This is a genomic window from Neobacillus sp. NRS-1170, from assembly GCF_050468025.1.
This window is the reverse complement of record NZ_JBITPF010000056.1, coordinates 1-12,765: the sequence shown is the minus strand read 5'-3', so window position 1 is coordinate 12,765 and position 12,765 is coordinate 1. Positions and strand designations below refer to the sequence as shown.

Below are 12,765 nucleotides of genomic sequence, written 5' to 3'. Positions count from 1 at the left end.
CCTTTCTCATCTTATATTTTGTAAAATCATAGTTGTAGTAGATGATTAAAGAGTTCTTTAGACAGGTACCTTCCTACATAAAAAGAACCAAACTCTCCAAATCGGGCACTAACTTCATCGAATCGCATTTCGTAAATTAGTTTTTTAAATTGAATCGGATCCTCCCCAAATAATGCTACGCCCCATTCATAATCGTCTAATCCCACTGATCCTAAAATGATTTGCTTTACCTTACCGGCCTATTGCCGGCCTATTAAGCTATGGCTTCGAATCATTTTCTTGCGTTCTTCGGTTGATAACATGTACCAATTATCACTACCGATACGTAGCTTATTCATCGGGTAGAAACAAATATATTTCACACTAGGAATTTTGGGATACAAACGTTCTCTTATTTCAGGTTTAGCATATGGATCTTCCCCTTTTGGAAGATAGTTACTTAGTTCGACTACTGAAACATACGATGTCGTTTGGACCGTATACTCAGCGAATTTAGTTTTATGAAATGCTAATTCTATTTGAGTTAGTTCATCAAGGGTGGGACGAAAAAACATAAACATAATATCAGCTTTATGTCCCAATATTTGATAGAACGCCTGACTACCTTCTCCTCGATCTTGAATACCATTCCATTGATTCCACAATTCAATTATCTCGTTAACCACCTCTTGACGTTTGTCATCATTTAAAGACTTCCAGCTTTTCCAGTCGATCTTGCGAAAATCGTTTAGACAGTACCATCCTTCCAATGTTTCAGTTGCATTAGACAATGTTTTCAACTTCCTTTGTTAATAAATCTTCTATACCTTTATAAATAAATTCAAAGAGAGTTCTTCTAAATCGTCTTCTTCAACACAAGAAAAGGCAATTCTTAAATCTGTCGAGTTAATTGCTATTGTGCCTACCCCATATTGCTCCGTTTGTAAAGATCAATTAATCCGTTTTTAAATCAAGGCAGGAAGCAATTGTCTTCTTTAACTCAACGGCATTTGCATCAGGATAACGATTTAATTCATTAAGTATGTTAGAGATGGCTTCAATTGCTTTCGGTGAAGCACCAAGAGAATTTTCATTAGATGCTAATTTAATTACTTGTTGCAAGCCTAATTCCTTTTTTCCTCCTATAAAGGTTTACCTGGTGTGTAAGGCTAAATACTATCTAACTCCTTACGTTTCAAAATCTGATTCATTTGAAACACAACCTTTCCCTCAAAGTGATAATTGTGAATTGATTCACAAAATTACATGAAAAACTTCATAAAACATCTAAATAAATAGACATATAAGAATCCACTTCTCCATATTATCGGATTTTAAATTTTTATGACCATCCAATGAACTACTTCTTTCACCATCCATTTTTTGTTTATCAAAAAAAAGGATCACGTCAATAACATGATCCCTTCTAACTTCAAATATTAGTAGACGCAAGTGCTTCCGCAAACCTTTTAATTCCTTCATCAATTGATTCTTCATTTTCCCTCGCAAATGTAAAACGAACAAAACCTTTTTGAGAACCCATCGTATAGCCAGGCACATAAATGACTCCCTTTTTGATCGATTCCTCCAATAATTGCGTTTCATTTACCTCTTTTTTTATCTTGCACCAAATATGAATGCCGCCCATAGGAGTGGAATAATCAACTTTATCCTTCAAATAAAATTTAATACTTCTAATAATTTGGTCTCTTCTTTTTTCTAATTGCTTGTTTAAATTTGCAATATGAGAATGAAAATTTTCGGATTCTATAAAATCATTTGCTATCCACTGTGTAAAACTTGCATGACCAAAATCGATTTGCTGTTTCGCATCTGAGAGTCTTTCAATAACAGAGGTAGGGCCTATGATCCACCCAATCCTTAATCCTGAAGCAACGATCTTTGATAAAGAGCTAATATATAAAACATTTCCATTGACATCCATTGATTTTAAAGTAGAGACCTTTTCCCCTGTAAAGGATGTTAAACTATAAGGGTCATCTTCAACAACAGGGATCCCATGTTCTGAAGATATTTCAAGAATCGCTTTCCGTTTCTTTTCACTAAGGAATGCGCCCGTTGGATTTTGAAAAGAAGGATTCAGGAATATCATTCGTATTCGATGCTTTTTATACAAGGAAAGTAAGTCATCAGGGTTGATACCATCATGGTTTACAGGAATGTAATAAGGTCTCAGTCCTGCTGATTTAAATATTGGAAGATTATAGTTGTAAGAGGGATCTTCCAATACCACTGCATCACCTTGTTTTAATAGACATTGAACCACTAAGTGTAATGCTTGTTGTGCCCCAGATGTAATTAAGATGGATGAAGGATTCGTTTCTATTTTTCGATATTGCTTAACATGCTTTGCAATGGTTTCTCGTAATATTGCGTTTCCTTGCGGATGATCATAACCTAAGCTTCCAACAAACGACCGAGAAGAAGTAATCTCTCTTAAGTATTTCAATGGAAATAGATCCTCTGAAAGTTCTCCGCTAGCTAGATTAATTAACTTATGTTCTACGGCTTCTCTCCTGATCCTCTGGGTTACAGGCAAGTTAGGTAAGAAGGATCCTGCTTCGATATACCTGTTCCAGGAAGGAATACGTTTCTTGGTAATTCCCCAAATATCTTTACTTATAGTTGTTCCGCTTCCTCTAGTTCTTTGAATTAGCCCATTTGACTCCAATTCATCATATGCAGCCACAACTGTACTTCTATTAATATTAAGATCTTTAGCTAAGGTTCTCTCAGAAGGCAATGGTTTATCTGGTGGAAAAGTACCATGCGCAATTCCGTTTTCGATATATTCTGCCAGTTGGTTATATATAGCTTTTTTTGATGTTCGATCTGGTTTCCAATCCATATAATACATTCCTTATTATCTTTAATTTGTTTATATTCAAATTATTGTCTTCCTTTATTTGTTTAAATCAGAAGTAATCTTTAATTTTTGGCTCTGTTAAATTTGTCTGTTGATTTCTGCTTCAGGCGCTCGCTTTCCGCGGGCGTGCCGGGAAGCCTCCTCGGCGCTGAAAGCGCCTGTGGGGTCTCCCCAGCCCCGTACTCCCGCAGGAGTCGAGCGCCTTCCGCTCCAATCAACAGAGTATAAAAAACAACTATATCGTTTAACACAGCTTAATTTTTAAAAAAACCTATCGTCATTATGACAATAGGTTCAATCGGTTTTAGAAGAAATTAAGTAAAAAATACAATAAATATTCCAAGAGCAATTAAAATTAATGGAATAGTAATAGCATAAATCAATGTCAAATTTGTAGTGTTTCTTTTTGTAGAACTACTATATTTTACGTCTGCTTTTCCAGCTATTAATAATGTTGAAATAATGGCGATTATGATAACTGCGATTACCAAGGTGGTTAAAATCTTCATGTAACACCTCTATTAAAATATTTGTAATCTTAGATAATTGAACTTTGACCTAACAAGAATCAATTGTATTAGCCTTATCAGTATATCCACTTTAAAAGTATAATATATGGAATTGAATTAATAACCATCCATTTATCAGTAAATATAATCATCCACTTTTTACTGAAAGCCCTCTAAAACGCTACAATCGTCGCTTGGTGGACCATCCAAACGGAACAAAAATTTATTAATATATATTTGAACTTCTTGTGACATTAATCACCTTTTCTTGTCTTTCAAAATTTGTGTTATTAATATAATCATTTTACCTTAGTTGCGTATTCATTTTTTTGTTTGGATAGAGGAGATTAATAAAGGAAAAATAAAAATAAAATATGAAAAGAGGAAACAACAACCTTATGAACATTACCATTACAGATCAAGCGAAAGAGGCGCTGAGTCAAGTAAGTCACGATAAGATGATTCAATTATCTATGGATCCGGGCAGTTGTGATATTGTAAACACTATTTATGAAATGAAAGTAGTCCCGTTAAGAGAGAATTATTCTTATGAAAAATTATTGAATATAGATGGTATAAACATCATGATTGACGGTGACATTGAAGAAACGTACGATCATGAGCTAAACATCAATTATTCAGGAGGATCTTTTGTTTTTTCAAATAGGAATCAAATTTTCAATAATAGAATTAGACTAAGATTTGTTTAACTCCATCCAAAATCTAGAATGGATTACCAATTCTTACGATAAAATGGGGTCGGACCAATGTCTGACCCCATTTTGTTTGTTTTTAGACTAAAATCTTGGATGCTTATACTCCATCATGGACCGAGTCCCTTAAAGAAACCGGTTATTAACTATAAGGTAATAATCATCATCTACTTATATACTTTTTTAACCATCCATTTACTAATAATTTATAGAAAATATTTTTCTATAAATTGTTACCCACAAATCACATCCACTGATTTATTGCGAGCCACTTTATAAATTTATATATTTCATAAATTTAAATGGATGGTAATAAAAATATTTGATTGGAGGGTTAAAAAGCTGTTAAATCTTTTATTATGAAAGAATAGCTAAAATTATGTAATTTCATAATTTTTAATAGAATATAAAGCAAGCACTTCATATAAAAAAGGGGGAGAAACATGAATAGTTTTCCAGTGGATAGAAATAGCAGGAATAGAGTATCCCATAAGGATTTAAATCATAAAAATATTTCGGCAGGTTTGATTGCAGGAATATTCATTATTACGGGACCTACTGCTCTTATATTGGAAGCAGCAACAAAGGGAAACTTCAGTTCCACACAGACGATTCTATGGATATTTGCAGTCTATGTATTTGGAGGATTATTTGGCATTATTCTTCCCATGTATAGTCGGATACCGATTGTTGGCGGCCATACGCTTACTGGTGTTGCATTCCTGACAACGATGACATCGCAGTTTAGCTACCATGAATTAATCGGAGCATATATCATTTCAGGCATTTTAATGGTACTCATTGGATTTCTGGGTTTTTTCTCAAAATTGATTAAGTTGGTGCCTAAAGAAATTATTTCGGCAATGCTGGCAGGAATGATTACAAACTATATGGTGAATTTTATTGTTTCCATCAACAAGCTAATATTGATTGGATTTATTCCTTTGGTGGCCTTTTTTATTTTTAGCAGGTGGAAAATAAAAATTCCGCCTGTAATTGCAGCGATTGTCATTGGAACTATATTATTGATCCTGATCTATCCATTGAATAACATTAAATGGAATTCTGGAGTGATTTTGCCCGAAATTCAATTACCTGATTTTAATATAGTAAGTTTCCTTTCTGTTTCTATCCCGCTTGCTTTTCTCATTTTAAGCAACGATGCAGCAGTTGCGGTCGGTGCATTGGAAAAAAATAATTATCGGACCCCGATCAATCAAATTATTTCCTTTAGCGGATTATTTTCAATCATAACAAGCTTTTTTGGAGGTCAGTCTGCAAATATTGCTGGAATGGCAACAGTAATATGTGCAGATGAAGAGGCAGGTCCAAAGGAAAAAAGATACATGGGGGCTGTAGTGGCGGGTGTTCTTCTTCTCGTTTATGGTTTATTCTCTTGGAAACTGGTTCCACTAATCCAAGCTTTACCAAAAGAGTTCATTTCAATGATTGTTGGATTTTCGCTTCTCGGTGTATTTGGAAATAGTTTGCATCAATCTTTCTCAAAGCAAACATTGAAAATAAGTACTGTATTTGCCTTCATTATTGCCTTATCAAAGATTACCTTATTAAGTATAAGTGCGCCCGTTTGGTCCTTACTTTTTGGTTCTCTCATTGCACGATATATTGAAAATGATACTATAGGAAAAATTGAAAAAAAGGAAAAAGAAACAGCCTAACTTATAAAAGTAAAATGGATTTTGGCCCTATAAAAAGGTAGAATTCAATTAACGAATTCTACCTTTTTTCTGAAAACTGTACACTTTCTTAGCATCAGAGCCTATATGAACCATTTTCTCAAATCAGATTTAAAGGGAATTGAGAAGTATGTTAACACCCTTTAAAGTTTGCTTTTCTTCTTTCTAAGAATGAAGCTACACCTTCTTTGGCATCCTCCGTTTGAAATAACTTATGTATAACAGGATGGAGCATTTGAGCAGCTTTTTCTTCTCCTTCTAAGATAGCTAATCGTGCATTTTTTATTGTTTCTTGAGTGCCAAGTGGTGATTGGCTAGCAATATTCTCTGCAAGTTCGATCGCACGAGGCAAAAGTTGATCCTGTTCCACAACTTCTTGAATGATGCCCATACGATGAGCTTCCTCAGCAGAAAATTCATCGCCTGTAAGGATATATCTCATTGCATTTCCCCATCCTGCATCACGTACGAAACGGTACGTTGCCCCGCCAAATGGAAAAATTCCACGTTGCACTTCCAATTGGAAAAACCGCGTATCTTTTGCTGCTAAACGTATGTCCGAGTTAAGGATGAGTTCAATACCTAGAGTCAAACAAATTCCGTGAACGGCACTAATAAGGGGCTTCGTACGGTATGGATTTTGTCCTCCCCATGGATCAATCCCACCATCAGGGTACTCATTCCCTTCCTCACTAGCTTGTGAAGAATACTCCGCTAAATCCAGTCCTAGTGTAAAGTGTTTACCATGAGCAAACAGTACGCCACAGCGCAATTCCGGATCATGCTCAAGTTCACCTAATGCAGAAGCTAATCCATAAATCAGGTCCATGTTGAATATGTTTCGTTCCTCTGGACGATTTAACCCGATAAGCAAAACATGTCCTTTTCTTTCAACAGTTACAGCGTTTGTCAAATTAAAAACCTCCCTTAAATTTTAAATTTCTGCAAATTTCTCAGAGAAACAGATCTCATATCCTTGCGCAAGGCCGTCTCGGGCCAGGCCGCATTCACCATTGTATGTGTGCGCTAGCAAACGCGCCTGCCCGAGGTCCATCCGTGAGTCTGCACTCCACTCCTGCAACGTTTACACGGAATTACATGAGAATACGAGGAACTTGATGCAAATGACTTAGATGAATTCAGCAACGTTTATTATTTACTTTCCTTTAAATTCCGGCTTCCGCTTCTCTATAAATGCGGCAATGCCTTCCTGGTGGTCTTCGGTTTGCACCATTAAAGTTTGAATCAGCCGTTCCTGTTCCAGGATTTCATCTAACGAGGCTGTCAATGCCTGGTCTATTAATTTCTTTTGTTTTCCAAATGATTTACCAGGGCCGTGCGCCAATTTTAATGCCAGTTTAGTAGTTTCTTCCTGAAGTTTTTCCAATGGATGCAAATAATTAACAACACCCAATTGATTTAGACGCTCTGCAGGAATGGGTTCGGCAGTAAAGAAGAATTGTTTGGCCAAGTGCGGCCCGACTAATCTTGGCAGAAAATAAGATCCTCCTCCATCGGAGATTAAACCAACCTGCGAAAAGCTGAGGGCGAATTTACTGTCATCTGCCGCTACAATCAAATCGCAGGCCAGTACCAGATTGAAACCCGCTCCGGCAGCAAAACCATGAACGGAAGCAATAATCGGCTTTTCCGTCTCTTTCATCAAAAGAATCAACTCATTCAGCTTTCCAATATGCTCATAGACTTGAATGCTGCCTCCTGCGCCCATCGATTTTACATCCCCACCAGCACAAAACGAGCGGCCAGCACCAGATAACACAATGACCTGAACGTCTTCGTCGGTTTGGGCATTCTTCAGGGCTTCTTTTAATCCCAAAAACATTTCCGGGCTGAAAGCATTTAAATTCTGTGGCCGATTTAAGGTTAACGATAAAACCGGACCTAATTTTTCTACTACTAAATGTTCTTGTGTCATAAAAATCTTCCTCTCTTTATTAAAATATTTATTTAGCATTATTAAATCAGCCAGCCGCCATCAATAAGCAAATCGGAACCTGTCATATAGGAGGCTTCGTGGGATGCTGCAAAGGCTATTACATTAGCAATTTCTTCGGACTGGCTACCCTTTTTAACGCAGTGTTTTTTTCAATTGCGCGGACAAACCGCTCATTTTGCAAACAATTGGCTGTTAAAGCGGTTTCAACAAAACCGAGGGAAACCAGATTCACGCGGATTCTGAAAGGCGCCAATTCCAATGCAAATGCTGATCCCATTTATCAAGGGTTTATCAAAATTTTAACCAATCTTAAATCCTTTTGTAGGCAACCTTTGTTCCATGATAGATAAGCCCATTCACAAAATTGTTTAACTCCGCAAAGCCCTGATCATGATAATCACCCCCTTCCATCGCATGCTTGGATGCCATAAAACACACCATGCTGATTGATATTGAACTTCCATAAGTATTCTTCATGCGGCATATCCAATACGTAGCATATGCCCCCTCAATCCGAATTTACTTTAAGGCGGTTTTTCCTAAATATTTATATAAATATATATTTATACAAATACCAAATTTAGCTAAATATCTCTCGCCGACCGACCTTCTGGGCTCCGGTCAGTTTGCCAGCTTCGTACAATTCTAGCAATAGTTTTTTTGGAAAAATTTTCAACACTCGTTTTAGGAATTTCTGTGAAGAACAAAATATCATCAGGTAGCCACCATTTGGTAACTTGTGTGGCAGGGTGATTCAACAACTCTTGTTTGTCATTCACTAAAATCGGGGAATTCATAGGCTGTTTTTTCTTCATGGATCAAATCTTCGTAAGATTAGACATTTGGTAATGAGGTGAGAGGAAGCTTCGCTTTGTCTGTCATGATGAAATAGGTTTCAACTGTTGTCAGGCGAGGGTGAGTCCCATCAATTATTGAAAACAAATCTGCATAGATGAATAAAACTTTATCTTTAGCATACTGACCATTTAGTATGTATACGCTTACATATAGTAGTTTTTTTAATATTTTTATAATTTCATAGATCTATTAAATATTCATCATTAATATGAATCGGGAGCTATTCCAAAGGATTTTTCTTGATTTAGTGTTACACATTCTTGTCAAATCGAATTACACGAAACTTGTGATGTCTTTAAAAATTATCGATTCAAGCACATTGCCAATCAATTTGACGAATCATAAATGGACAGAAATCCGCAAAATAAGTCGGGAGTAAAGTTGCATCAACGGCTTGTTTTTATGGAAAAAGGATTATCCTCCCCTGAAAAAGCCGTGATGGCAACTGCCAAATAACATGACCGTGGTCAGCTTGAAATCATGGTAAACAACAAAGTGAATGTATGTGTTTGACCGTGTTGTAGAAACCAGGGCATATTTGGCTTTGAAAAATAGCAGGAAAATCCGTCCCATGTAAAACCGTATTAATTTAGCATTTAATGATGGTTGGTTAAATTAACTTAAATTCGTTCTTATTCAACTTTCAGAACAATCTTACCAATGTTCCGATTTTCCTGCATATATTGATGAGCTGCGGCTACATCCTGCCATTCGTAAACACGATCAATAATCGGAGCCAGTTTTCCATTTGCAAACTTTTCATTCGAAAATGCTTCAAACTTACGAGTTAGCTCACTCTTAAAAGACTTACTCGTTGATCTTAATGATGAGCCGATAAATTGTATCCTTTTTTGCAGAAATACCCCCAAATTCACATTTGCTAATTGTTGCCCCCCTAATACCCCAATCAAAATCCATCTCCCATCGATACCAATGGATTTGATATTGGCATCCCAATAGGAGGCCCCAATAAAGTCGAGAATCAGTTGGACCCCGCTTCCATTGGTAACTGCATAAACCTTTTTAGAAAAATCTTCTTCTTTATAATTTACAGTATAATTGGCCCCAAGAGCTAAACATCTATCTAACTTATCAGCAGATCCGGCGGTGACAATGCTGGTTGCCCCTAATTCCTTTGCAATCTGAATAGCAGCTGTCCCGACACCACTTGCTCCAGCATGAATCAGAACATGTTCTCCTGATTGCAAATGACCTAATTCAACCATGTTTAAAAAGGCTGTCAGAAAAGCTTCCGGAACGGCAGCGGCTTCCTCAAAACTCATCCCATCCGGTATTTTCATCGCCATCTCTGCGGGAATGACAACTTTCTCTGCGTATCCGCCGCCTGGCAACAAAGCATACACATGGTCACCTTCTGTCCAACCGGTCACACCGCTACCAACACCTTCAACCACACCAGCCATCTCTAATCCAAGAATGTTCGATGCGCCAGGAGGTGGTGGATACAATCCTTTACGCTGCAACAGATCGGCACGGTTAATAGCAGTTGCTTTCACTTTTACAAGCAACTCCCCTTCTGTTGGGATAGGGTCTTTGACATCTCCTATATACAAGTCCTGATTTCTTTCATCCACAAGAACAGCTTTCAACCGGATGACCACCTTTTTTTGATCATTTCATTGATTCACTTCGTAACTTTACTAAAAATAGTAAATATGTGTTAATTTGAGCTGCCATCACAAATAATATGTAATAAACAAAGGAACATTTAAAGCTATTTTTTGCAGCATAATGTTCCTTCGAAATAATTCCAATTGAATTGTCATTAACGTAATTTTTTAGAGTCAATCTATCTATACTTTATAATAATGTGGCTTACCCGTTCATGAAATCCTGGGAAAGTGATCAAAATAGTCTATAATTTTATACCAACAACCTTTACTTAGGAGTGGAAGTAATGGTTGTTGGTATGTAAGCTGCTATATAACAGAAAGATTGCTTAAATGTTTCATAAAATCGGCGAAAAAGTCCTTACCAAGCACACGTTGGTATTGAAGTATCCCTTTACCAGCAGCTAAAATCATTAGGGCTAGAGAATCGACATCGACTGAAGATTGAAGGTCACCTTGTTCCTGTATTTCCCGGAGTATATTCGTAATAATTAGTAGTTCCTTTTCGCTTATTTCCTTTACCTTTTTCTGCATTGCCTCAGGCAAAGAATCAAAATCTGTTTGTAAGGACGAGATTGGGCAAATTTCATAACATCTTAGGCGTTCCATTCTGTCCGTAAAAAAATTCTTTAGCTTCTCTTTTGGCGATATAGAGGCATTGCTATTCGAAAACCTATCCATTCGTTGCATGATCCTATCGATAATCGCCGCTCCTAGATCCTCCTTTTTCTCAAAATGATAGTGAATGCTTGCCTTTGTGACACCCAGTTGTTTAGAGATGTCATCATAGCTAAACGCTACATACCCTTTTTGTTGAATCAACTGTAATGCTAGATCAATTATTTGTTCTTTTCGATTTTCCATAGTGTAATTTTAACTTACTAATAGGTAAGTGTCAACTTCCATGATGTTACTGGCTCCTTTTTTATTTACAAAATCTATTTTTCCTCAATTGTTCATTTATTTCGAATCTCGCCCGCGCTTTTTCCGTTATGTTACTCCTCGAAGGCTCGGACCGACGGACTGATAGCATGTACTAGAGCAGCGAGATTAACGAGAAAATGTTTACCGCAATTAAAACGCCGTACACATTTTCATAGGCACGGACCAGCCAATTCTTTTCCATTCTCCACAGCAGTGTCACGGAAAATAGGTTTGACAATATCCCATGCTTCCTTGTCCCTCCAACCATGTAACTAGCTCCATTTATGTCCAAAACGCCTCAGAAATTTTTTTCTAAGGCGTTTTAATATGATTCATAATGTTTTAATTAGTCTATACTTGTGTCTTTGCTCTTTCTTGCTTAGAAATAATTTAGTTCCAACCACTAAATGATTTATTCAACAACCTGGAGAGTGACGTCAATATTCCCTCTTGTGGCTTTTGAGTATGGACAGAATTCGTGAGCCTTATGTACAAGCTCTTCTAATTTTTCCTTTTCCACACCAGTCCCTTTTACTTGCAACGTTACCGCAATTTTGAATCCTTGATCGGCCTCATCTTTTAGGAAATCTACATTTGCCGTTACTTGTGATTCGAATTTGACATGTTCCTGCCTTGCGATGTGTTGTAAAGCTCCATCGAAACAAGCAGAGTAACCGCAAGCGAACAACTGTTCAGGGTTTGTAGCGTTTGGTAATTCTTTCGCTCTTGGGGAGCCGGGCATTGCTAAATCCACTTTTATTTTGCCGTCAGATGATTCAACTCTGCCTTGTCTTCCTCCACGAGCTGTTGCAGATGATGTAAATAATGGTTTTGTAGTCATCGATTTTCTCCTTTTTGGGGGATTATGTCTTGCCTTAATATTTACAAAGATAGAGCTTTTTACTCTTTACTCTAAATTTAACATTTTGAAAAGCTAAACGGAACATAGCCACTGCCAAAGGCGATGACAGCAAAAAAGTTGAAAGCATTAGCCGAGGCAAGAATCAAAGCTGAGATTCGCTCAACATATACCGCAGGGCTGAAAAGCAATGTAGACGTGTACCATTTGTACGAGACAATGTTTCGCCATCGGTATGCAGACAGGAAGCGGTTGACAAGGAGAAAGTCTTTCCCCTTCACAAAGAATTCACTAAGAGACATTCAAGTAGATGTTGAGATTACGAATACAGGGATGTCAAAGTTCAAGACCTAATAATACTTCACCTATGAATTGAAAAACCTCCCTATCATTTTAATAGGAAGGTTTATTCTTGTTTTAATTATTTGCCTTCACCAGTATTGAACATTTCTTTTGCGTATTGGATACCTAAACCATATGCACCGCCGTGTTCTTTAGCAATGGATAGTACTTGATCATACGTAGATTGATTTGCCCAGTCACGTTGTAATTCCAGCATATATTGCATCCATGTGATTGGTGTAGCACCAGCTTGAACCATACGTTCAACCGCCATATTGTGTGCTTGATCTGTAACACCGCCTGAAGCGTCCGTTACCACGTAAACTTCATAACCATCATTAAGTGCTTCTAAAACGGGCATTACGACACAAACTTCAGTCCAAAGACCGGCAACGACGATTTTTTTCTT

The 12,765-nt window shown here is 37.1% G+C and carries 12 protein-coding genes and 5 pseudogenes; 3 read left to right on the top strand and 14 right to left on the bottom strand.

Annotated features, from left to right (window positions below):
- Window positions 1-26: 26 nt before the first annotated feature.
- The 5 genes and pseudogenes from hemQ to ACIFOT_RS22485 form a co-directional block, all read right to left on the bottom strand.
- Window positions 27-770: pseudogene (hemQ, locus tag ACIFOT_RS22505) on the bottom strand (hydrogen peroxide-dependent heme synthase).
- A pseudogene (locus tag ACIFOT_RS22500) lies at window positions 763-917 on the bottom strand (aminotransferase class I/II-fold pyridoxal phosphate-dependent enzyme); the annotation flags it as partial. The pseudogenes ACIFOT_RS22500 and hemQ, both read right to left, overlap by 8 nt.
- Before the next feature lie 16 nt (window positions 918-933).
- Window positions 934-1,101 (bottom strand): hypothetical protein, encoded by a 168-nt coding sequence (locus ACIFOT_RS22495; protein WP_430068097.1) that lies wholly within the window; start codon window positions 1,099-1,101, stop codon window positions 934-936.
- 310 nt (window positions 1,102-1,411) lie between these two features.
- The gene (locus ACIFOT_RS22490; protein WP_430068094.1) at window positions 1,412-2,848 is read right to left on the bottom strand and encodes a PLP-dependent aminotransferase family protein; all 1,437 of its coding nucleotides are present in this window, start codon (window positions 2,846-2,848) and stop codon (window positions 1,412-1,414) included.
- A gap of 332 nt (window positions 2,849-3,180) precedes the next feature.
- Window positions 3,181-3,375 carry a hypothetical protein gene (locus ACIFOT_RS22485; protein ID WP_430068091.1) on the bottom strand — a complete coding sequence of 65 codons (195 nt, stop codon included), beginning with the start codon at window positions 3,373-3,375 and terminating at the stop codon, window positions 3,181-3,183.
- A gap of 398 nt (window positions 3,376-3,773) precedes the next feature.
- Between ACIFOT_RS22485 and ACIFOT_RS22480 the strand changes: the two genes are divergently transcribed.
- Together ACIFOT_RS22480 and ACIFOT_RS22475 are read left to right on the top strand one after the other, a co-directional pair.
- Window positions 3,774-4,085, top strand: coding sequence for an iron-sulfur cluster biosynthesis family protein (locus ACIFOT_RS22480; protein ID WP_335441788.1), 312 nt, complete (start codon window positions 3,774-3,776; stop codon window positions 4,083-4,085).
- A gap of 446 nt (window positions 4,086-4,531) precedes the next feature.
- Complete coding sequence (locus ACIFOT_RS22475) at window positions 4,532-5,767, top strand: benzoate/H(+) symporter BenE family transporter (RefSeq protein WP_430068088.1); 1,236 nt, start codon at window positions 4,532-4,534, stop codon at window positions 5,765-5,767.
- Window positions 5,768-5,918: 151 nt separating this feature from the next.
- Here the strand turns inward: ACIFOT_RS22475 and ACIFOT_RS22470 are convergent, their stop codons facing one another.
- The 4 genes and pseudogenes from ACIFOT_RS22470 to ACIFOT_RS22455 all read right to left on the bottom strand — a co-directional run bounded on the left by ACIFOT_RS22470 (window position 5,919) and on the right by ACIFOT_RS22455 (window position 8,557).
- On the bottom strand, window positions 5,919-6,698 hold the full coding sequence (locus ACIFOT_RS22470; RefSeq protein WP_430068085.1) for a crotonase/enoyl-CoA hydratase family protein: 780 nt from the start codon (window positions 6,696-6,698) through the stop codon (window positions 5,919-5,921).
- A gap of 243 nt (window positions 6,699-6,941) precedes the next feature.
- Window positions 6,942-7,721: an enoyl-CoA hydratase/isomerase family protein gene (locus ACIFOT_RS22465; RefSeq protein ID WP_430068082.1), complete on the bottom strand. Its 780-nt coding sequence runs from the start codon at window positions 7,719-7,721 to the stop codon at window positions 6,942-6,944.
- 41 nt (window positions 7,722-7,762) lie between these two features.
- Window positions 7,763-8,019 (bottom strand): annotated as a pseudogene (locus ACIFOT_RS22460) (SDR family oxidoreductase).
- 307 nt (window positions 8,020-8,326) lie between these two features.
- The gene (locus tag ACIFOT_RS22455; protein ID WP_430068079.1) at window positions 8,327-8,557 is read right to left on the bottom strand and encodes a hypothetical protein; all 231 of its coding nucleotides are present in this window, start codon (window positions 8,555-8,557) and stop codon (window positions 8,327-8,329) included.
- A 251-nt stretch (window positions 8,558-8,808) separates the two neighbouring features.
- Here ACIFOT_RS22455 and ACIFOT_RS22450 point away from each other — a divergent pair.
- Window positions 8,809-9,117, top strand: a pseudogene (locus tag ACIFOT_RS22450) (IS4 family transposase); the annotation flags it as partial.
- Window positions 9,118-9,232: 115 nt separating this feature from the next.
- Here ACIFOT_RS22450 and ACIFOT_RS22445 read toward each other — a convergent pair.
- The 5 genes and pseudogenes from ACIFOT_RS22445 to ACIFOT_RS22425 all read right to left on the bottom strand — a co-directional run.
- Complete coding sequence (locus ACIFOT_RS22445) at window positions 9,233-10,210, bottom strand: NAD(P)H-quinone oxidoreductase (RefSeq protein ID WP_430068077.1); 978 nt, start codon at window positions 10,208-10,210, stop codon at window positions 9,233-9,235.
- A 330-nt stretch (window positions 10,211-10,540) separates the two neighbouring features.
- Window positions 10,541-11,095, bottom strand: a complete 555-nt coding sequence (locus ACIFOT_RS22440; protein ID WP_430068074.1) for a TetR/AcrR family transcriptional regulator — start codon at window positions 11,093-11,095, stop codon at window positions 10,541-10,543.
- Window positions 11,096-11,337: 242 nt separating this feature from the next.
- Window positions 11,338-11,438 (bottom strand): annotated as a pseudogene (locus ACIFOT_RS22435) (phosphogluconate dehydrogenase (NAD(+)-dependent, decarboxylating)); the annotation flags it as partial.
- Between the two features lie 129 nt (window positions 11,439-11,567).
- Window positions 11,568-11,996 (bottom strand): organic hydroperoxide resistance protein, encoded by a 429-nt coding sequence (locus ACIFOT_RS22430; RefSeq protein ID WP_098934476.1) that lies wholly within the window; start codon window positions 11,994-11,996, stop codon window positions 11,568-11,570.
- Between the two features lie 439 nt (window positions 11,997-12,435).
- On the bottom strand, window positions 12,436-12,765 hold a 330-nt coding region (locus ACIFOT_RS22425; RefSeq protein WP_430068071.1), incomplete at its 5' end, for an isochorismatase family protein.

What these genes read in the sequence shown, in the direction of transcription:
- ACIFOT_RS22490 (WP_430068094.1), bottom strand. Translation starts at nt 2,848, where the DNA reads ATGGATTGGAAACCAGATCGAACATCAAAAAAAGCTATATATAACCAA.
- ACIFOT_RS22485 (WP_430068091.1), bottom strand. Translation starts at nt 3,375, where the DNA reads ATGAAGATTTTAACCACCTTGGTAATCGCAGTTATCATAATCGCCATT.
- ACIFOT_RS22480 (WP_335441788.1), top strand. Translation starts at nt 3,774, where the DNA reads ATGAACATTACCATTACAGATCAAGCGAAAGAGGCGCTGAGTCAAGTA.
- ACIFOT_RS22475 (WP_430068088.1), top strand. Translation starts at nt 4,532, where the DNA reads ATGAATAGTTTTCCAGTGGATAGAAATAGCAGGAATAGAGTATCCCAT.
- ACIFOT_RS22465 (WP_430068082.1), bottom strand. Translation starts at nt 7,721, where the DNA reads ATGACACAAGAACATTTAGTAGTAGAAAAATTAGGTCCGGTTTTATCG.
- ACIFOT_RS22455 (WP_430068079.1), bottom strand. Translation starts at nt 8,557, where the DNA reads ATGAAGAAAAAACAGCCTATGAATTCCCCGATTTTAGTGAATGACAAA.
- ACIFOT_RS22440 (WP_430068074.1), bottom strand. Translation starts at nt 11,095, where the DNA reads ATGGAAAATCGAAAAGAACAAATAATTGATCTAGCATTACAGTTGATT.
- ACIFOT_RS22430 (WP_098934476.1), bottom strand. Translation starts at nt 11,996, where the DNA reads ATGACTACAAAACCATTATTTACATCATCTGCAACAGCTCGTGGAGGA.